This window comes from Nostoc paludosum FACHB-159 (assembly GCF_014698835.1).
GTDB lineage: Bacteria > Cyanobacteriota > Cyanobacteriia > Cyanobacteriales > Nostocaceae > Nostoc > Nostoc paludosum.
Genome location: NZ_JACJTU010000054.1, coordinates 1 through 20,229, shown reverse-complemented (window position 1 = coordinate 20,229; position 20,229 = coordinate 1). Strand labels below are relative to the sequence as shown.

Below are 20,229 nucleotides of genomic sequence, written 5' to 3'. Positions count from 1 at the left end.
GGTGAGGAGAGGGAAAGAATTAAGTCGGGAATTGAAGTATAAAAACTGGTATTGCCAAAATTAATGTGCTTTAAAGCGTTGTAATTACGGAATTTATCGTGGTATATCTGTATCCAAAAAACAAAATTGGATGCTGCACCCAACCATGCCCAAAGACTTCTCTGATCAAAATCTCCGAGGATGCTCATTTAAGGGTCAAAACCTTGAGGGAGCAAATTTTAGTGGCGCAGATATTCGGAGCGCAGATTTTACTGGTGCTAATCTGAAGGGTGCAAACTTCAGCCATGCTACTGCTGGACTGCAAAGGCGTTGGGCTATTTTTCTAGTTTGTGTTTCGTGGTTGCTGTCTGGAGTTTCTGGATTTTTATCAGCTTTGATTGGATATTTAATGGTTTTCATATTTGATATTTCTATTCTGGAAACTCAGGTTGGAGGCTGGACTGCCTTAATAGTAGTAATTGTTGTGGGCATCGTTATAATTCGTCAAGGATTAAATACAGCTATCCCCGTCGTCATAGCCGTCACCATGGCCGGAGCCTTCGGCGGAACCGGATTCTTCGCTGGAGGCTTCGCCGGAGCCTTCGCCATCGCCTTCGCCGGAGCCTTCACCATCGCCGTCGCCGTCGCCGTCGCCTTCGCCGGCACCATCGCCGGCACCTTCGCCATCGCCATCGCCATCGCCTTCGCTGTCGCCTTCGCCTTCGTCGGAGCCATCGCCGGAGGCTTCGCCGTCGCCTTCGCCGTCGCCGTCGCCTTCCCCGAAGTTTTACTCAGTGCCTACATTGCTTGGCGAGCGATGAAAGGAGATGAAAAATACTCCTTGATTCGCAACATGGCTATTGCCTTTGCAGCTATCGGTGGTACAAACTTTCGCAACGCTGACCTAACCGATGCTAAGTTTACCGGAGCCACACTCAAAAGCACAGATTTAAGAAATGCCATGCTTATTCGGACTTGTTTTTCCAACACCAAACTACTCAATCGTGTTCGTCCTGGGAACACTTATCTTCAGAATGCCCAGTTACGCCAATTGGTAACTACAGGACTGGGGCAAGATAAGAACTTTGACCGTCAAGATTTGCACGGTGTCAATTTACAAAAAGCTATTCTCACAGATGCCAGTTTTATTGGTGCAGATTTAAGTGAAGCTAACTTACAAGATGCTGATTTATCAAGAGCCAAGCTGGTAAAGGCTCAACTAGATACAACAGACTTCACGGGTGCAACTCTGACTGGGGCATATATTGAGGACTGGGGCATTACCAGTGATACCAAATTTGATGGAGTTAGGTGTGAGTATGTTTTCATGCGACTACCCACTAAAGACAACCCAGACCCCCTACGCAAGCCTGACAACAATAAAGAAGTATTTGCAGATGGGGAGTTTGGTGATTTTATTAAACCCATTGTTGATACTCTCGACCTTTATCATAACCAAGGAGTTGACCCACGTGCGATCGCAATTTCATTCAAACAGTTAGCAGAGAATCACCCTGATGCTGAATTAGAAATCGTAGCGATGGAAAAACGAGGTGAAGATAAGTTTTTGCTTCGTGCTAAAACAGCAGATTCTGCAAACAAATCAGAACTGAGTGCAGAATATTTCAGCACTTATAATCAACTAAAAGAACTGCCAGAACGAGAAATACAATTATTATTAGCCGAAAAAGATAGCAGAATTCGTAGTTTAGAAACTATGGTGATGACGGCGTTAGAACGCCCTAGTTTTTATGCTCAAACTTATCAAAATCAAGGAGATACTATCGTGACTGGAAATCGCAATATCAACACAGGTGGCGGCAACTATAACGAGCGCATTCAAGGTAACTATGTTCAAGGTAATTACTACGCTGCCGGACAACCCCAAAGTCTTGCTGAAGCTGCTGCTGAGATTCAACTATTACTAAAACAATTAGAGCAAACTTACCCAACCACTACTACATCACAACAAATGGTAGTAGCAGCAGAAGCCATCAATCGAATTGAAAACAATCCAACCTTGAAAAAACGAGTAATAAATGCTGTTAAGGAAGGTGGTTTAGCTGCTTTTGAGAAAGCTATTGATAACCCAGCAGGTGCTTTTATTGTTGGTGCTATCAAAGGCTGGCAGGAAGTAGATGCAGAAGATTAAGGAAACTGAACTAACATACTTCTAAGTTCATAGTTTACCAACCCGCAGCTTCTAGGCTGAAAATTTAGCTCATGCAAAAATATGGAAGAGCCGAAACCGCCTGAAAACCGCAATATTAATACTGGAGGAGGTAATTATAACGAACGGATTGAAGGCGACTATATTCAAGGTAACGTTTTTCAAAATATTTTTAATATTCTAGGTGGGCAGACAACAACACCAGTGGGCAACCCTGCTCAACCGATGACAAATGATTGGCTTCAGAAACGATTAAATGATGCTAAAGCTCAAGCAGGTAAACGATATTCGCCAGAACTTTCAGTAAACGTTCCCGCGTTTAGTGCCTTAGAAGCTTTTACCCATCAAGATACTTGGACAGAAAAAACTAAAAGGTATTTAAAAGAGTTAAATGAGAATATTCAAAAATGGAATATTCATGTTAGTAATGCGGATGAATTACATAAAAATAGCCATCAGATAATCCAAAATATTACAGAACATATTGTTTTACTTAATTCTATTTTAAATGAAGCTGTTGACCCTCTACCCTCTACTAATGTACAGACTGTAAGCTTACAAGTTAGTAGTTTAATAGAAAACATAATAAGAATAGAAGAAATATTTCTGAATGTACTTCTAGAAGAACATGGTCAAAATGCAGATACTCCCCAATTTAGACAGTTTCAGGCTGAGTATCAATGTGAGTTCCCTGCTGCAAAGTTAGATACATCTCGTGATTTATTAAAATGTTTACATACAATTGCTGAATGGGTAAATAGCCCAGAATTTCTCCTACCTAAAAGCCAATTTATGCTACTTCGTGGCTGTGCTGGAGTAGGGAAAACTCATGCTATTGTAGACCATGCTCTACATAGTAGTAAAACTGGACAGATGTGTTTAGTATTTTACGGTGAAGATTTTACTGGAGATGAACCCTGGAAAATTATTGTTAATAAACTGGGGCTATCTAGTAATGTTACCAGGGATGAACTTTGGGGGATGATTGATTCGGCAGCAGAAACAACTGGAAAACCCGCAATAATTTATATTGATGCACTTAACGAATCGCCAGAGATGCAAAGATGGAAGACATCTTGGCTGGCTCCTTTATGCCAACAAATTACTCATTTTTCACGTTTAAAATTATGTGTTTCATGCCGTGATACTTATTTGGATGAAGTATTTGATGATAGAAATCAATGGGTTGAGTTTGAGCATAATGGTTTCTTTGGATGTGAGTTTTATGCAATTAAGCAATTTTTTGAATTTTATAAGTTAGAACCACCAACTACTCCATTATTACAATCAGAGTTTACCAATCCTCTATTTTTACATTTAGTATGCCAAGCTATACAAAGCCTAGAATCTAGATCGATACCTCTAGGCACTCTTGGATTTACTGATGTTTTACGTTTATTACTCGAAGAAAAAAATAAGCGAATAGCTAAAGTGTGTCGTTATGATGGAAGAAATGACAAGGTGACTGAAGCTGTTAATGCTTTAGCTAAAAAAATGGCTGAAGAAAAAACTCGACTCCTTTCAAGAGAGGCAGCTGAGGAAACTGTTCATCGAATATTTTACGTTGATGATAGTGAACGTTCTCTATTTATTCAATTAGAAAAGGAAGGGCTAATTGCTCTGATTGAACATAGAAGTAGACCTCTTGCACCAAAACAATGGTTTTGTCGCTTTACATTTGAACGTGTAGCAGACTTTTTAATTGCTTTATTCTTATTAGAAGGAATTGAATTTTACCAATTGAGCGATATTGTTGCTTCTTATTCTGACAATGAAGTTTTCACTCAACATCAAGGTTTGCTTGAAGCTTTCTCAATTATCTTACCTGAAAAATTTCAAATCGAACTAAGTGACATTATTAGTAATCTAGATCGGTATAAATTTTTATTACCAATTATTAGTTCGGGATTCCAATGGCGTGCTATTGAAAGTTTTTCTGAAAAAGCTCAGGATTTAGTTTTTGAAGGGTTATCTAATTCTATTTGTTGTGCAACAATTTTAAATTCTCTTTTTGGAATTGCTATAATTCCAAATCATCCTCTTAATGCGGAATTTATTGATGACTTACTAAATCAACAGGATTTAACAACTAGAGATCCGTTTTGGTGTGCTTTGCTTCACGAAGATTTTGAGAATAAAGGAGGAGCTTGGCGTTTAATTGAGTGGTCAATCAAAGCAGATTTATCTTCATTTAGTGAAGAAACTAGTTGTTTATGGGCATTATTCTTAAGTTGGTGTTGTGCTGCTTCAGATAGACGAGTAAGAGATAGAGCAACTAAAGGGTTAACCAGACTTTTTATTAGTCAGCCTAGCATTATTAACATTACTCTACTTCGATTTATTGATATTGATGATGATTATGTCTTAGAAAGAGTGAGTCTAGCTGCTTATAGCTCAATCTTACTTGCCAATGATAACAATTTAATTCAGGATGTGGCCAACACAATTTATACTCAGATTTTTGAGACAGATAATATTTCTGAAAATGCTCTTATTCGTGACTGGCTAAGATTAATTATTGAACTAGCTTATAGTCGTCATCTTTTGAATGATACTATTAGTATCAATAAGTGTAGACCACCCTACAATAGTCAACCTATTCAGATTCCTTTAGAAGAAGAGATTGCTCATTTAGTAGAGCAAGATGCTTTTGGAAGAAATATGAATCTTGATGAATTTCCAGGTGGATTTGGAGAAACTGATTTTGCTAAGTATGTCTTAAGACCTAAAGTTCTTAGACACTATGATCTAGATGCCACAGGCATAAATCAAAAGCAAATTCATCGCTGGTTTATTAAAAGTGTTTCTGAGTTAGGGTATCCAGGCTTTAATGAAAAATGCTACAACTATGATCGCTATCTTTTAGGGAAATATGGCGGAGGAAGAGGACGGCCAACTTGGGCTGAACGGCTTGGGAAAAAATATTATTGGATTTTATTACACCGTTTAGCAGGAATTTTGGCAGATCATTTACCGAGAAAGATAGAATCTTGGGAAAATGAAACTTCTTTCCCCAGACTACAAGGGATAGACTTACGAGATATAGACCCAACTGATTTAAGGGCTTTTTATTCTAAGGGAGAAATCAATACAGAGTGGTATCAACCTGTTGATTATAATTTTAATATAGCTTTCAATTCTAGTCATGAAGAATGGATAGCATTACAAGATTTTCCTGCTCTGGAACAGATAGTAAACATTACTGATAATCAAGAAGAACAATGGCTCCATCTCTGGCTTAATTCTTCATTAAAGAAAACTATTTCTAGTACACTGTATCCTTATCGGAATTTAGAAACTGGTATCAGAACAGCTTTTATACCTTATTCTGATATTGAGAGCATTAAAGAACAATTGTCTATTACTCATTTTTTTGCTGATTTAGACATTCCACATGACTATAGACTATTAATGGCAGAGTACCCCAATACACTGTCCTGGACGCAGCGTTTAGAAACTGGAGAGCTATCTTTAGAAGATGAACTTTTAGGTACAGAAAATGCTCACTTTACAGCGATTAGCCTTCTAAGAGGTAATGAATGGGAATATGATTGTACTCAAGGTGAAGATGAATATGTTCCCAATTTTAATGTTCCTGCACCAGATTTAGTTAATTTTAGCAACTTTACGTGGGATGGGCAATCTAGTTGGTTAGATGAGTCAAATACTATCCAAATTACTGAAATATCTACAGAGAGCAATTCTGGTGTTTTAATTAAAACGGATTATATTAAAAAATTTCTTCAAACTTCTTCATTAGCTCTCGTTTTAATTGGATATCAAAGAAAATTGCTGGTGAATGGTCATTCTCGTAGTCCTAGTATTCATGAGCTTATAACTGTCTATATATTTGATGGTCACAATATTACTCAAGCTTATAACTTTTTTGAAAATAGTTAGGCGTAAATTAGTTAATAACGACACATTAAAAATTAGTATTAAGATTGCTTGAATTTTCGCATTTCCTTCTTTCGCAAATTCAGTAGCAGAGCTAGTGAGGCTGCCACTAAGACCTGCTTCTCAAAATTGATATCACGAGTTTGATAGTCACAATTTAGCAAACGGCGTTACATAAGCCAGTACAGACAGTTTTGATAGCAATATTGCTATCAACTGTTGAAATCCCTACCTCTGCTCAACACACACTCTTACACCCTAACCCCCTCTAGATGGATAGTGGTGTTCGTTGACCGTCAAATCACGTACTGACTCGTCAATCCTTACACTTTTATCGCAGAAAATTTCGCCTCATCGCCCTCCCTCACTGTAAATCATCTGACAATTACTTTTCAAACCCCTCCCCCCACCTTGCTGAGACATAGTGCGACAATATAGTTTTTCACACCACTTAGAGTAATAAACACCTCTCTTCAACTAAGATAGAGCAAGAGTATTCAACTTCCCAAATCTCTGCGGCGCTATCACCAATGACACCCATTCACCCTGAAAATCTTAGTGTCTTAGAAAACTCACTCGCCTTAGCGATCGGCTCTGATTTCTCGCTAGAGAATGACCCTGATGTAATTCAGCAGTTGATTGGGGATAAGCGATCTCTGAATACCAAGCGCGAATACCAGAAAGACCTGAAAGATTTCTTTCTGTTTGTCGCCAAAAAAGAACCCAGCCGGGATTTAGTGTTAGAGTTTCTTCACCTGGAACAGCGTCACGCTGTCGCTGTGGTTCTCAAGTACAAGGCACATCTCATCAAAAAGAAACTGGCTGAAGCTACGGTGAACCGTCGTCTTAGTGCTATCAAGTCAATGGTAGAGATGGGGCGACGGCTGGGGGTCTGCAACTTCTCTTTAGATGATGTCAAAGGTGAAAGGGTCGAAACCTACCGGGACACTACAGGTATTTCCGCTAGTGACTATGCTAAGGTAATCGCCCTGGTTGACCAGAATACTTTGAAGGGCAAGCGTGACTATGCCATTCTGCGGTTACTTTGGGATAATGGCTTGCGCCGTAATGAGATAGTCAACTTAAATGTAAGTGATTTTAACCCCAAGGAGAAAACGCTTTTTATTCTGGGTAAGGGCAAGGGTAGCCAGAAGGATATTCTTGATTTATCAGACAAAACTGCAATGGCGATCGCCGGTTGGATAAAAGCTTCTAAGAAAAAACGTGGCGATGACCCGCTTTTTACAGTGCTGGCTTATCACAAAAATGGCGCGAGATTAACAGGGGAAGCAATCAGGCGATTGGTGGATGGGCTTTGCAAGGAAGCCGGAATTACTAAGAAGATGTCACCGCATCGTGTCCGCCATAGTGCGATTACTACAGTTTTGGATCTTAATAATGGCAACTACCGGGCTACTCAACGTTTCAGCAGACACGCCCAAGTGCAGACGGTATTGAAATATGATGATAACCGCCAGCGTTTGCAAAAGCAGATGAGCGACTCGATATCAGAACTTATTTAGGAATGTCAATTTGAAAATTCTGAGGATTTCTCAGAATAAAATGATTGTCTACTTTGACTAAATCACCTGTGCAGTGAATTGGTAAACGTTCCTGATAAGCTTTAATCGCTAAGATATAATCATGGTCAGCCAGTGAGGTTTTAATCTCTTGTAATCTCTCAAAAATTGCTCCTAGTAAAGTAATTTCTCCACTCAATTTATCAATTGATGGAGTAGCAATTTGCATGACTACACCAAGAACCGTGAAGTTGGGATAATTGGTAATAAATTCGCTTAAAATATCAACTTGTGAACGATTTTCTACCGCAGATAATGTTTTTAATATGTCGCTGATTCTTTCGGCGTAATCTCCTAAATCATGTTGGAGAGGTAACAAAATTTCATATTCAGGATCTGCATCTTTTTTTAGTCGCCAAATTGCCCCAGCATCGTTATATATACGCCCTGTCTCCTGCCAGCCTGTTGCTTGCAAATGTGTCTGTATCACTTCCGGGTTAACGGTTTTGAGGATTTGGCTATCTTTAAACGCTTGCATTTGCGGAAAATCGCGCTGAATAATTTCGATAGCTTTTGTTTGACTTTCTTTGTCGTTAACAATCAGTTGTGCAGTACCATCACCCTGAGAACCAACGCCTTTTCCTCCAAAGATATAAGGACTCAGAGGCTCGTGATTAAGAAGGAGATGCAGCTTCTTTGCAGTTAATTCTTCTGGACAAGCCGGTACTACGTACTGATCAAATTCAGCTTGGGCTTTTGTCATTAAAGCCCCAAGAAGTTGGGCATCTCCAAGCTGTATGGCTTCAACGGCCGCCTGGGTAATTTCCGCGCTAATAGAACCCAAGTATTTTTGTACATTTTGCCCTATTGGATTAGTAGCTATTGGATAACACTCATTCAATCGTCTGAGAATCTCTTGTGTGTCTTTGCTGCCACCGAGATCCACAATTACAAAAAACAAATCTTTGCTAACTGTAAGCTCCCTTATGTCGATTTGTTCACCATCAAATATCATCAAGATTGGGCGATTTCCATAAGCACAAGCCTGATCCATACGACCACAAAGACTAGGAGTGGTTCTTTCTCCGAGGTATGCCAACTCCATTTCTTCTCGAATTGTCATCTTCAAGTCGTACAGATGATTAAATGCCCTTGCAATGAGAACGCAAAAGGCAGCACTTGAAGATAATCCCTTTTGGATGGGTAAGTCGGTTAGATAATTATCAACCTCAAGTCCGCCTACACCATAACGAGTAAGAAATTGATAAGCTGTACCAGCAGCATAACTAAAAAAACCGCCCTTTTGGGCTACGCATAAAAGGGTGTTAGATTCCATAGGTAATCTGAGCGGTTCATAATGCCTTCCATCATTAAGAGAAGGGCGAATAATTAACTCAGTTGAATTAGGTTTGACCGAGGCATAAATTCCTTGATTAGTACCAACAATTAAGGTATAGCCCTTTTCAATTTGAGGATTAATCCGCCGATATTCTCCTGCCCAATCGCTATGTTCTCCGAACAAACAAAGACGACCCGTCACAAAAATTCTCATTTTCAGTTTCCTATTGTTAATCGGGGTATATGCTATCCTGATTAACTTCAATGATTCCATTGCTACTGTTTCAATCCCACACTGTTTTAACCGCAACGAGATTGTTGGGCGCGTCTTTTTATTTCACAAATTGAATGTTTCTGACACTTCCATATCCTGCGCTCATATTGAATCCAGCAACTTGATGAAAGTCATCACGGACAAACTGCAAAGTGATGTCCGTACCTTCCAGTAAATCTTTGTTAATTGGCTTGAGGGTTTCTCGAAGAGAATTTCTTCGATTTAGCAGCAACTCTCCGTCTTCTATACTGATTCTGTAGGTGACATCTAACTCTTTGCAATAATACTCTCCTGTAAAATCCATCAACTGTTCAGAATCAGGAGGAGCAAAGTCTAGCCGTTGGAAAACGTCCCGTGTTTTGCCCTCCCAACAAACGTAAAGATGGGAGGGTTCATCTAAACCTGCCTCTTCAAATTCAACATCGGCATTATAAGGAATATCCATTATTACAAAATGATTTGAACTCACAGGAGCAAGTGTAAAGCTCATTCCAGCAAATTCCACGCTTAATTTCCCATCCTTGACCAATAACTCCCAAACGGTTCCTGTTTTTGGGTTTTGATAAAAGCCAGTCTTGCTCTCTAAATCAACCGATGGAATTTCTCTTATTTGGGTTTGGCGGCTTACAGATTCTATGCTTTGCTCAGTAAAGTCATCAACTAAGTAGATATCTGCGACTTTTCTGGCAAGTTCTGGCGGTTCAGCGCTGCCCAAATTTGACAAGCAAATTACAGAGAATCTCTGTTTGGGGAATCGAAGCATCTGTGAGCTGTAACCCATCCATCCACCACTGTGGCTGATGGTTTCTAATCCTCGGTAATGCCCTATAACTAAACCAAAGGCATAATCTATCCCTTCGCCGCTATTCAATCTTCCAGGTGTAATGATTTCTTCGATCAGGTCTTGCCCATATCCTCCTAATTTGTTTTGGTAAAAATTCTCATCCCAGATACATAGATCCTCAACTGTGGTATAGATACCACCGTCACCCACGACATCAAAAATAGACATATCAATCCGAAAGCTACTTTCGTCCCTCACAGAGTAGCCAATCGCTCTATTCCTGACAATCCTTGTGAAATCATCGTGAAAGTGAGTTGTCTTCATCCCCAGCGGACTGAAAATATGCTTATCAGAAAAAACCGCAAGAGATTCTCCGGAGACACGTTTTACAATTTCTGCCAAAAGAAAATATCCTGAGTTGCTGTACAAATGCTCCTCTCCTGGCTTGAAGTTCAATTCTTTTTGACGAGCTATTAAACCAATGATTTCGTTCTCAGGATACTCATTCTCACATCGCATTCCTGCCAACCCCATGAGGGTTAGGTAATCACGAATGCCGCTTGTGTGGTGAATCAGATGCCGCACAGTAATGGGATACTCATATCTGGGTATCTCTGAAATGTAGATTTGGATCTCGTCATCTAAAGAAAGTTCCCCCTTTCTTGCAAGTAAAGCAATGCACATCGCTGTAAACTGCTTGGACGTTGAGGCAATATCAAAGACCGAATTCGGAGAAATCGTTACGTTGTGTTCTAAGTCAGCGATACCATAGCCGCGCTTATAGACAGTCTTACCATCTTTGATGATGGCTAAAGCAAAACCAGGAGAGCCTGGTTTATCCCATTCAGAAAATAATTCATCGACTTTATTTGGTGATGGGAGTGTCATTATTGAAAGCTTGAAAGATTACTTATTTACTTATTATTGTACGAAGCGTCGATTATTAAGCCATTTTCTTACTTGTAAGCACCTGTGTAAGTTTCTTTACCAACTTCGATGCTGACGCTTTTTAGTGCTTGGTTATTCATCTTATATGGTTAAGCAATGGTTAAAATTTTCTTATCTTGGAAAAGATACAAGAAGTTATCAGTAAAATTACTTTTCATATATAAATCCTTATTAAATTTATTTTTAAGATAATTAAAAATCTATCCAAGTACCGACCGAGCAAGAAGGTTATGCTGTCGCACCCCGATAAAACCCTTACTATTCCTTAGCTCTTGACAACTCTTGGTAAGAAATTAATTGCTCCGTTTCTTAATGCAGTAAAACTTTATTTTCATAATTTCGCATTGGCGAAATTTCGGCAATTGAAAAATTCATATTTTCGTATTACTGCCATTTTATATTGTTAAATCTCGTTAAATTCTAACCTTCTGCTACTGAAGTAATTTTGGCTAAAAGTGATCAAGCACAGATGAGGATAAGAAATAGAGTTTACAACCAAGATTCAACGGATAATGTTTTCACTTGTTGAATCCTCTGAAAGTCACTGTCGGCTGACACAACGATAAGACCATGTTGTAAGGCAGAAGCCGCAATCCAAAGGTCATTTTCATCAAAGCCTAGATCAGTGATTTTTGTTTTTCTCCGCTTGCTTTTATCTTTTGGTGCAAATTGATTAAATAAAGCAGCTTTGAGTTGTCCGTAGATAGTGGCAGTAAATCCATCAATATTATGAATGTATATACCCGTTAGAAAACGGTGAATTAGAGCTAAGTTACTTTCTTTACGTTGAGAACGTTCTGCCATGTCTATCAATTCGCCTTGAACGATGGCACAGGTTGTAATCACAGAATTTTCCACTTCCGCAAGGCGATTAAGCACATTGGGATTACCAAGTATTGCTTGGCTACAGTGATTTGTATCTAACAGGTACATTATTCAAAAGGGTTTTCGTAATCAAATTTGGCTTTGCCGCGAGTGGCATAAACTAAAGAAAGACATTCTTCTAAATCATCACCTGACCATTTACCAATTGTTTTTAAGTGTTCGAGCAGTGAGCGACCTGTGGAATTTACCGTAGTGTGAGGGGCGGAAGGAGAAACTTCAGAAACAGGCTGTGTTTGAGTTGACTTCGTTTTCAAAAAGCGTATAAAGTCTAGCGTTTCAGCCAGAATGGTATCTGGGGTCGATTCGATTTCCAAGAGAAGCAGTTCTTTGATAGTCATATTAGGTATATCCTCCACTGGAGCGAAAATCCACGCATCGCTGCATCTGTCTTCTTCATTATTGCAATAGTTTCTTTTAGCGTTACTACACTAAGTTCCAGGCATTCAGCTAGGGGTCAGTCTAATTTAGAATTTCGCCTTGGCGTAAATTCATCAATTAGTAAATTTATATTTTCACCTTGCTGCCATACTAAGTTCCAGGCATTCAGCTAGAGGTTAGTCTAATTTAGAATTTCGCCTTGGCGTAAATTCATCAATTAGTAAATTTATATTTTCACCTTGCTGCCATACTAAGTTCCAGGCAGTCAGCTAGAGGTCAGTCTAATTTAGAATTTCGCCTTGGCGTAAATTCGTCAATTAGTAAATCTATATTTTCACCTTGCTGCCATTTAACCCAGACAGCCATCAGAAAATCTACCAATTCGCTTTTATCAATCTCTACGCCACGTCTTTTGAGTTTGAGTAATTCTTCCTCTACATCTAAATCTGTTGAGCGTTTCACATAGTAAGTGCGCCCAATCCAAGAATCATCAGACCGCTTTCCAGTTGCAGGTCTGCCACGTTTGCGTGGTTCATTTTGAGTTGGTACTGGTGTGGGTGGTGTTGGAGTTTGTATCACGTTACTCTCTATAGTTTCCTCTTTTGGTTGTTCTGGCTCAATTTGTGGTTCTTCTTTGGTTTCAAATAACTTTTTAAAAGGGCTAGGCTTGCTCATGACAGTATCTCCTTACCCACCTCTTGATACTCGCGCCATGCTATTTTGCTGCTGCGGTCTTTTACTTGATAAACTGGCAGACCTTCCAGTGCCGCTTTTTCATAAGCAGCAAATCGTCTAATCCCATGTTGAAATAGTGGTATTCCTTCTGCTTCCAATGCTTCCCGTGCCTGCTGTCCTGTTAAGCGAGGGGCAGGAGGAATAATTGTAAGCAATACACGATAGCGCGAGCTGCCCAATGATTTGAGAGTGCCTACAGTCTGTAACAATGCATCCATCGCTAAAGCATCAGGAGTAGTAGGCAGGATTAATAGATTGCACCCGTCAGCGAGTGCTTCTAAATCTTCCTGGCTGGGTCGGGCTGCTGTGTCAATGACCACATGATCAAAATTACGGCTGTGCATAGGGGCTTGTAATAAATCTACAACTTTAAAAGGTAATGCTCCTCGCTTTGCCCATCCTGTAGCACTGTGGTTTGGGTCGCCATCCACCAACAAAGTGCTGCCCTTCTGAGATAAAAAGCAAGCAATATGAATGGCGCTTGTCGTTTTAGCTACGCCACCCTTGAAACTAGCTAGGGTGATAATCACTCCATATACTCCAATAAATGCTGCTAGTTTACCCTCAAAATAACGAAAATTTGTATTTCTTAATTTATAAAATGTTAACTTGGCGAAATTTTATATTTTCGCCAAGTCAAAAATCTAAAATCTCCTAAGTTGCAACTGTCAGTGTTCGATTCCCTAACAGTTCAAGTTGCTTATACTGAAAAACACTTTTACTCAAGTATTAGATGCCGTTATCACCTGAATTTTATAACTTTCAATAAGATAGGTAATTCAAACCAGGAAAACGTTTGTATTATCTACTACAAGAGTTATTAATTTTTTGAAAAAATCTCTATCAACTCCAGGATATGTATCAAAAAAATCATTTGGCATAATGTATCGACCTCCCTAGTTGCCTAGTCAACTACAGAGACAGACAGCCTAAGACAGCCACTTTTACTCCTTGAAAGCCCATTTGCTCCCTATGGCTATTACCTATAAGTTAATTCAAGAAACCACAGCACGGTACAAACAGCGTCATCATGAGCGTGAACAACACCTGAGTGAGATGGAAGCTGGGAATTTACTTAATGTAGATACTCCAGAGCGAGTCAGAAAGAGACTCGAACGAATTGCCAACCATCCTCTGGCTGTTAGAACGATGGTTGAGGAAAGCCAACCTGAAGTTACTGGGGTTAAAATTTTATCTCCAGAAAATTTCAATCGTCTCGTCCAAGAACGCATTCTCGGTCAAAACGACCTAATGAGTGTGAGTTACCTAGAGTATGGGTTGAGCGTCTCCCGTTCTATCGGTCGCATTCTCATCCGCAATAATAGCAACCGCCTTGTTGGCTATGGCACGGGCTTCATGGTTTCTCCTCGCCTCCTACTGACTAACAACCATGTCCTGTCAGATGCCCGGCAAGCAGGTTTTAGCCTGATAGAGTTCAATTACCAAAGCGGTGTGGGAGGGCAAATGCTCCAGTCCTATACCTATGAACTCGATCCTGCCACTTTCTTTCTTACCGATAAACTTCTTGATTTCAGTTTAGTGGCAGTCAAAGATAGTTCTAGTGGACAACCTCTTCTAGGGACTTTTGGTTGGAATCGCTTGATAGAAGAGGAAGGCAAGGCGATTCTAGGAGAGTACGTCAACATCATTCAACACCCATCTGGGCAACCGAAGCAGCTGGCACTGCGGGAAAATCGGCTAGTCGATCTCTTCGATGATTTCCTTCACTATCAGACAGATACAGCACCTGGGTCTTCTGGATCTCCTGTCTTCAACGATCAGTGGGAAGTAGTCGGGCTACACCACTCAGGTGTTCCCAAAAAAGATGAGCAGGGCAGAATCTTAGCAACCGACGGTCAAGTGTGGACTCCGGAGTTGGGAGAGGATAAAGTGGCCTGGGAAGCCAATGAAGGCATTCGCATCAGCCGCATCGTCAAGTATGTCAAACAGCACAACCTATCTCTAACACAGCGCCCTCTGCGAGATGAGATGTTCGAGAAGCTCCCACTTCCCCCAGAAGTAATTAAGGAAGAAACACCTAAAATTAGTCCCAATTTGCCTAACCTTGCTAGTGATGGCAGTGTAACTTGGACAATTCCGCTTCTGTTGAGCGTGCGTTTGGGAGAAGCAGCTACGCCCTCTGTTCCTGTGCCTCAACCTGACAACCTGTCATCCAAGCCCACAGCTAGTAGCCGCCAAGACGATACCCAGTGGGATATTGAAAGTGACCCGGAACTGGCTAAAGAGCTACAAATTCTAGAACAAGCCCGTCGCGGAACAATTCCCTACTATGATGAAGCTACCGATCGCACTGAGCAAGCTAATTATTATGGCAATCTAATTGAAACAGTTTCATCACTGAATTCACGGGAGTTGTTCAAGCAATTAAAGGATCTACTCCGTACTACTCATACCAAGCTGTTATCTTACAAGCCACGAGTGTATCTTTATCCTTGGGTAGACATACAGCCCGATCTCAAAATTCGGAGCATCTATTCACAGTTGGAATTCGAGCCTGAGCAGATCATCCGGGAAGATTTACAAATTGAGCAAGAGCGAACTGCTAGGTTACAGGAGTTAGTACGCTCTGAATCCCTTGGTAGGACTTTTCAACTGAGTGAGCAGCTCGAACTGTTGGAAGCAGAGTTACCCTACAACTGCGAACACGTCGTACCTCAATCTTGGTTTCAAAAAAGAGAACCCATGAAGGGAGACTTGCACCACTTGTTTGCTTGCGAACCAGCCTGTAACAGCTTCCGGGGCAACACCCCGTTCTATGACTTTCCTGACTTTGAAGTTGAAGAAACAATCCGCAATAACTGTGGCAAGTCTGAAGGCAACAAATTTGAGCCAGGCAATGGGAAGGGAGAGGTAGCGCGAGCAACTCTTTATTTCTTACTGCGATACCCAGAGCAAATTGACAACAGGAGTAATGAATACGAAGCCCAACGCTTGGAAACTCTACTGAAGTGGCATCAAGATTACCCTGTCAACGAACACGAAAAACATCGAAATATGGCTATCTATAAAAAGCAGGGCAATCGCAATCCTCTTATCGACTTCCCTGAATGGGCAGATAAAATTGAATTCCGCTTAGGCCTTGGGTAGCTACTATGAAAATAGTTTGGCTCTAGCCCTAATCATCGTTTTGTCTAACTTTGGAGAATGATCTACTGGTTAATACAGTCTTCACAAGTTTTTTTGGCAACAATTTATATTTCCGTCAATCTAAATTGTTGCCAATATGTATTTTCAAAAAATCGTATTTTCGCCAAGTCAAAATAAAAAGCAGTATACTTTATTACCTAAGTTTCACGATTGCATGAGCGATCGCCACCTCATCACAATACTGGTTAACCATCTATTAACCATCTACTGGATGCGTAGATTTGCCTTCTATGTCATCCTAAGAATGAGAGTTAATTCGGTGGCAGTGTTTGTTTTTAGTATTCACAGGCTTCTCTCCGAAATTTAAATCTCTACACGCTGATAATTTTGGAGAAAATCGATGTCAATTTATGTAGGCAACCTCTCTTACCAAGTTACGGAAGATGACATAAGAAGTGTTTTTGCTGAATATGGTACTGTAAAGCGGGTTCAAGTACCACAAGACCGGGAAACAGGTCGTCCGCGAGGCTTCGCTTTCGTGGAAATGGGAACAGATGCCGAAGAAACTGCTGCTATTGAAGGACTTGATGGTGCTGAGTGGATGGGCCGTGACCTGAAAGTTAATAAAGCCAAGCCCAGAGAAGACAGAAGTTCTTCTGGTGGCAACCGGGGCGGATATGGTGGCGGCGGTGGTGGACGCGGACGCTACTAAGATTTGAAACCGTATTGAAAGAGAGAGCAAATTTTTAGGACATTGATGAAGTCAATTTACTAGGAGAGAGAATGACCCAAATTATAGTGGGTGAAAACGAACATCTTGAGTCAGCGTTACGCCGATTTAAGCGAGAAGTATCCAAAGCGGGGATTTTTCAAGATATGAGAAAGCATCGTCACTTTGAAACCCCTATTGAAAAATCCAAGCGCAAAAAACTTGCCTTGCAAAAGCAGGGTAAAAGACGTTTCCGCACTTGAGAACTGACATAGATTTTAACGAATGCCCTCATAGTGTTGATGAGGGTTTTCTTTATGGAATTTAGCAGCAGTAAGCAAAATTTAAGCAATGGTAATTCTTACTGGCTTCAAAGCTATAAAGGAATTGGCCCAAATAAACTTTAATTTTGTACCTCATAAAGAGCGAATCTGCTGTATTTAGCATTGCTGTATCAAAAAGTTTCAGTATAATAGTTGTTTGGAATTGAACTTGACATTTGACGAGTTTTATCCAGTTGCATTCTACATAGAGCAAACGACTATGAAAAAAAGAAATACTTTTGTCCTCATCACCTGTCTAACCTTTATTTTGTGGCTGTTTATTTACATCAACCAGACAACTATTAACTCTAACGCCTTAGCTTCCGTCCCCAATAGTGGAAATATCGCAGATCAACCTACATCTATTAACTTTGACCTGAATAGACGCTCAAAAGTTGGTTTTGTGTATGAAGCTTTTTTAAGTCCTCAGCAAGAACCGGGCGAAGAGAAAGACACACCCTCCATTACCCCCAAAGAATTTCGGTCTACTGCACCATCTTTGCTGAGAAATGAGCGCAAATCACGCGGTTATGGAGTAATACGCTTTACGAACGACTTGAGTAAAGCTTATGTGGATGTCAAAGTTGAAAATGTCAATCCTAAAGATGTTGTCATGTTTCACATTCATTGTGGTAGACCTGATCAACTTGGCCCGATCTTAGTTGATTTTGCTGTTGCTGGTAATATTCAAGAAAATATTGCTGATGGTGTGTTTTCAGTAGAAATCAACAATGCACATATTGAAAAAACCAGTAAATCAGGACATGGAATAGTTGGTGCATTTACGGTGGGATGTCCAATTGTTCCAGGTACATCAGATAAGGTGAAAACAATTGCAGGTATGGAATACATTCTCCAAAAAGGCGAACTTTACTTTAACTTACATACAAAAGGACAAACTTTTTACGGAGATATTCGCGGACAACTCCATCGTGCATAAAATCATTTATCTGGAGTTATATGTAGCAATTTCTTTATTTCACTATTTCGCTACATAACTCCCGTTGAAAGCTTTCTCAAATACTCAATCCGACAGCACCCCCGCTTCCATAGTTGTCTAGTAGTTTTATCGTCAGGATGGTAATAAGCCCAAATACTTCCATCTGGCGCTTCATATAAGGAGATAATAAAAACCCTTTGTACACCAAAGTTACAGGTACTTACTTCAATCTTTTCTTTAATACTAAATGTTTGCCCTTCACTATTAGTTGCTGTCTCTAATTTTTTATAGGACGGTTTTTTCCTAGATTGGGCTTGGTCTAAATCTATCTCTGATTGCCCATATTCATCAGATTTACCTTCAGCAAAAGCAGTTGATTCTGATAAATTAACTGCTGCTGTCTGTTGAGTTTGGGGTAAATCCAACTGTTCATTCTCTGCTTCTCTTGTTTGAGGCACAGCCTCAGAAGCCAGGACAGAGCTACTGTTTGGTTCTGAAACTTCAATGCTTTGACCGTAGTTATTATTTACTTCTAATTCCGCCTCAACTGGCTGATTTTCCGTTGGTAATGCAGTTGATACTGAGTCAGATTGTGCAGAGTTATTATCGTCAGTGGCAGTATTATTCTGTTTGACGACACGTAAAATAGCAGGTTTATTTGGCGTGGCTTCTTCTTTTGATGCTGAACTATTCGTTTTAGGGGATTTACGTTTAGGCATAATAAATTCTTGGCAGCAATGCACTCTGAAAGGTTGATTAAATCAGCAATTAACAAAGAATAACTACACTTTTTCTGTCGGTTTAGCTCTCAGTTAGCTCACTAGTATCTTCGGCTGTATTGGTTGAGATATCTGAAGTTGATAATTGCTCACGAAGAGGAGATTTAATGCACTCCCCTGATTGAATTACCAAGCTAGTCCCCACTCGCCGCACGTAAAAATTCCAGAATTGTTTAATTGATTTTGGCGGTAAATAACCTTGGAGTCTTAGTTGAAAATCTTTAGGTGGCTCAAAATCACTCCGAGGTTTTCTGTGAATTTTGACTTCGACTATCCCTTGTTCCAAGTCTTGATGTACAACTACTCCTTGTACAGAAAAGTTATCAGCTAGCAATTGCAATTCGGCTTTTACTGAGTCGGTATATTCTTTAGGTGTGCGAACATTTATTAAACTTACCCTTAGTTTGGTCAGAGAATCTTCTAATAGTGTCCTTGGGTAAGCAGTCCACAAGTATTCAAGTGATAAGTCAATTCGAGCGTTTTGAACTAGTATTGATGCTCTTTTTGCAAGGTTTGTCTCAAGCATTACACCGTCAGCAGTTATTAGTTGACCTTGATAAATAAGATCCTCACTTGGAACATACCTCCCCCAGAGCCGACCAATTGCACGATATTCTAGTGGCTCTGTCGGCCTTATAGGTTGACTATTAACTAATAACTGCTGTGTATCGGTATTAATGCTCATGCAGACAATCTGAAAATATAGTTTTTTGAACGCTATGAATGATTGTAAACTGCGGCTAGAGCTAAATATTCTTCGCTCAATCTCCTCCAAAAATCGCATCCAATTCTTGCGATGAAGCCTGACCCGGAACTAGAGTTGCTGGTCTGATTGAATCAGCCGCTTCCCCCTCAAGCTCAGGCGACTCTAAAGCATTACTCAAGTAACTTGGGGCATTGACCGTTACAACTGGTGCAGGCAAAGCAGGCTGTGACAGCACAAACTGCGGTTGTTCCACCGACAGTGCCAAACGCATATAACTACCGTGTTTATTCAATGAATCCTGCGCTTCCCAACAAGCAAAACGGATCTGCTCTGGCGTAAAATTACCGCTCGAATACCGCGCCACTGGCAAGAAAGCAGCCACCAAGATATCAGCCACCTTACGCTGTGCCTCATCCTTGGGCAACGAGTTTAAGTAATCAACCACCTCCGCTAAAACATCCCCCTCATAAGGCTGAAGCCGCAAACTCAAAGACTTGCGTTTCTTTTTGCTTTGGTTCATTGACTTGTCTCCATCCCCAATAAATAATCAAACATCCCAAAGCAGTCCACCAAACGCGCTGAGGTACTATACCTATACGTTTGCTCTGAATCTAAATTAAAAGTTTCTTGCACCTGAGTTATAAAACCACTACCCCAAACCATCGGTATCATTGGCAATTTGTCGTCTTTGGGGATGTATTCACCAGTTCTTTCGTAAACACTGCTATACTTATCTATTTTCTGGAGTTCCCATGC

At 40.3% G+C, this 20,229-nt stretch carries 16 protein-coding genes and 1 pseudogene; 7 read left to right on the top strand and 10 right to left on the bottom strand.

The annotated features are described in order from the left end of the window. Positions 1-130 precede the first annotated feature (130 nt). From H6H03_RS32375 to H6H03_RS32365, 3 genes are all read left to right on the top strand, one after another. Positions 131-2,131, top strand: a complete 2,001-nt coding sequence (locus H6H03_RS32375) for a pentapeptide repeat-containing protein (RefSeq protein ID WP_242058093.1) — start codon at positions 131-133, stop codon at positions 2,129-2,131. Positions 2,132-2,212: 81 nt separating this feature from the next. Beyond that, positions 2,213-6,049 (top strand): hypothetical protein, encoded by a 3,837-nt coding sequence (locus H6H03_RS32370; protein WP_190959132.1) that lies wholly within the window; start codon positions 2,213-2,215, stop codon positions 6,047-6,049. Positions 6,050-6,576: 527 nt separating this feature from the next. Next, a complete protein-coding gene (locus H6H03_RS32365; protein WP_190959131.1) occupies positions 6,577-7,569 on the top strand; it encodes a tyrosine-type recombinase/integrase in 993 nt (330 codons plus the stop codon). Here H6H03_RS32365 and H6H03_RS32355 read toward each other — a convergent pair. From H6H03_RS32355 to H6H03_RS32330, 6 genes are all read right to left on the bottom strand, one after another. Then, positions 7,562-9,118 (bottom strand): mevalonate kinase family protein, encoded by a 1,557-nt coding sequence (locus H6H03_RS32355; RefSeq protein WP_313931978.1) that lies wholly within the window; start codon positions 9,116-9,118, stop codon positions 7,562-7,564. The two genes, H6H03_RS32365 and H6H03_RS32355, sit on opposite strands and share 8 nt — an antisense overlap. A 118-nt stretch (positions 9,119-9,236) precedes the next feature. Next, on the bottom strand, positions 9,237-10,850 hold the full coding sequence (locus H6H03_RS32350; protein WP_190959130.1) for a serine hydrolase domain-containing protein: 1,614 nt from the start codon (positions 10,848-10,850) through the stop codon (positions 9,237-9,239). 549 nt (positions 10,851-11,399) lie between these two features. Continuing rightward, positions 11,400-11,843, bottom strand: a complete 444-nt coding sequence (locus tag H6H03_RS32345) for a type II toxin-antitoxin system VapC family toxin (protein ID WP_190959129.1) — start codon at positions 11,841-11,843, stop codon at positions 11,400-11,402. Then, on the bottom strand, positions 11,843-12,133 hold the full coding sequence (locus tag H6H03_RS32340; protein ID WP_190959128.1) for a DUF2281 domain-containing protein: 291 nt from the start codon (positions 12,131-12,133) through the stop codon (positions 11,843-11,845). The genes H6H03_RS32345 and H6H03_RS32340 overlap by 1 nt, the downstream gene beginning before the upstream one ends. Positions 12,134-12,449: 316 nt before the next feature. Then, the gene (locus H6H03_RS32335) at positions 12,450-12,848 is read right to left on the bottom strand and encodes a hypothetical protein (protein WP_190959127.1); all 399 of its coding nucleotides are present in this window, start codon (positions 12,846-12,848) and stop codon (positions 12,450-12,452) included. Further along, a complete protein-coding gene (locus H6H03_RS32330) occupies positions 12,845-13,438 on the bottom strand; it encodes a ParA family protein (protein ID WP_190959126.1) in 594 nt (197 codons plus the stop codon). The genes H6H03_RS32335 and H6H03_RS32330 overlap by 4 nt, the downstream gene beginning before the upstream one ends. A 442-nt stretch (positions 13,439-13,880) precedes the next feature. Here H6H03_RS32330 and H6H03_RS32325 point away from each other — a divergent pair, with 442 nt between their 5' ends. The 4 genes from H6H03_RS32325 (at position 13,881) to H6H03_RS32310 (ending at position 17,988) form a co-directional block, all read left to right on the top strand. After that, the gene (locus tag H6H03_RS32325) at positions 13,881-16,016 is read left to right on the top strand and encodes an endonuclease (protein WP_190959125.1); all 2,136 of its coding nucleotides are present in this window, start codon (positions 13,881-13,883) and stop codon (positions 16,014-16,016) included. Between the two features lie 400 nt (positions 16,017-16,416). Beyond that, on the top strand, positions 16,417-16,728 hold the full coding sequence (locus tag H6H03_RS32320; protein ID WP_190959124.1) for an RNA recognition motif domain-containing protein: 312 nt from the start codon (positions 16,417-16,419) through the stop codon (positions 16,726-16,728). Between the two features lie 71 nt (positions 16,729-16,799). Next, positions 16,800-16,988 (top strand): 30S ribosomal protein S21, encoded by a 189-nt coding sequence (gene rpsU, locus H6H03_RS32315; RefSeq protein WP_015115835.1) that lies wholly within the window; start codon positions 16,800-16,802, stop codon positions 16,986-16,988. 229 nt (positions 16,989-17,217) lie between these two features. Further along, a complete protein-coding gene (locus H6H03_RS32310; protein ID WP_242065754.1) occupies positions 17,218-17,988 on the top strand; it encodes a CHRD domain-containing protein in 771 nt (256 codons plus the stop codon). Positions 17,989-18,038: 50 nt separating this feature from the next. Here the strand turns inward: H6H03_RS32310 and H6H03_RS32305 are convergent, their stop codons facing one another. The 4 genes and pseudogenes from H6H03_RS32305 to H6H03_RS32290 all read right to left on the bottom strand — a co-directional run. Next, a complete protein-coding gene (locus H6H03_RS32305) occupies positions 18,039-18,707 on the bottom strand; it encodes a hypothetical protein (RefSeq protein ID WP_190959123.1) in 669 nt (222 codons plus the stop codon). 82 nt (positions 18,708-18,789) lie between these two features. Continuing rightward, complete coding sequence (locus H6H03_RS32300) at positions 18,790-19,452, bottom strand: hypothetical protein (protein ID WP_190959122.1); 663 nt, start codon at positions 19,450-19,452, stop codon at positions 18,790-18,792. Between the two features lie 76 nt (positions 19,453-19,528). Further along, a complete protein-coding gene (locus tag H6H03_RS32295; RefSeq protein ID WP_190959121.1) occupies positions 19,529-19,993 on the bottom strand; it encodes a hypothetical protein in 465 nt (154 codons plus the stop codon). Continuing rightward, positions 19,990-20,229: pseudogene (locus tag H6H03_RS32290) on the bottom strand (ParM/StbA family protein); the annotation flags it as partial. The gene H6H03_RS32295 and the pseudogene H6H03_RS32290, both read right to left, overlap by 4 nt.

Excerpts from the sequence above, each read along its gene's own strand:
- H6H03_RS32335 (WP_190959127.1), bottom strand. The coding sequence starts at position 12,848 with ATGAGCAAGCCTAGCCCTTTTAAAAAGTTATTTGAAACCAAAGAAGAA.
- H6H03_RS32370 (WP_190959132.1), top strand. The coding sequence starts at position 2,213 with ATGGAAGAGCCGAAACCGCCTGAAAACCGCAATATTAATACTGGAGGA.
- H6H03_RS32375 (WP_242058093.1), top strand. The coding sequence starts at position 131 with ATGCTGCACCCAACCATGCCCAAAGACTTCTCTGATCAAAATCTCCGA.
- H6H03_RS32340 (WP_190959128.1), bottom strand. The coding sequence starts at position 12,133 with ATGACTATCAAAGAACTGCTTCTCTTGGAAATCGAATCGACCCCAGAT.
- rpsU (WP_015115835.1), top strand. The coding sequence starts at position 16,800 with ATGACCCAAATTATAGTGGGTGAAAACGAACATCTTGAGTCAGCGTTA.
- H6H03_RS32305 (WP_190959123.1), bottom strand. The coding sequence starts at position 18,707 with ATGCCTAAACGTAAATCCCCTAAAACGAATAGTTCAGCATCAAAAGAA.
- H6H03_RS32295 (WP_190959121.1), bottom strand. The coding sequence starts at position 19,993 with ATGAACCAAAGCAAAAAGAAACGCAAGTCTTTGAGTTTGCGGCTTCAG.
- H6H03_RS32355 (WP_313931978.1), bottom strand. The coding sequence starts at position 9,118 with ATGAGAATTTTTGTGACGGGTCGTCTTTGTTTGTTCGGAGAACATAGC.
- H6H03_RS32320 (WP_190959124.1), top strand. The coding sequence starts at position 16,417 with ATGTCAATTTATGTAGGCAACCTCTCTTACCAAGTTACGGAAGATGAC.
- H6H03_RS32325 (WP_190959125.1), top strand. The coding sequence starts at position 13,881 with ATGGCTATTACCTATAAGTTAATTCAAGAAACCACAGCACGGTACAAA.
- H6H03_RS32365 (WP_190959131.1), top strand. The coding sequence starts at position 6,577 with ATGACACCCATTCACCCTGAAAATCTTAGTGTCTTAGAAAACTCACTC.
- H6H03_RS32350 (WP_190959130.1), bottom strand. The coding sequence starts at position 10,850 with ATGACACTCCCATCACCAAATAAAGTCGATGAATTATTTTCTGAATGG.
- H6H03_RS32300 (WP_190959122.1), bottom strand. The coding sequence starts at position 19,452 with ATGAGCATTAATACCGATACACAGCAGTTATTAGTTAATAGTCAACCT.
- H6H03_RS32345 (WP_190959129.1), bottom strand. The coding sequence starts at position 11,843 with ATGTACCTGTTAGATACAAATCACTGTAGCCAAGCAATACTTGGTAAT.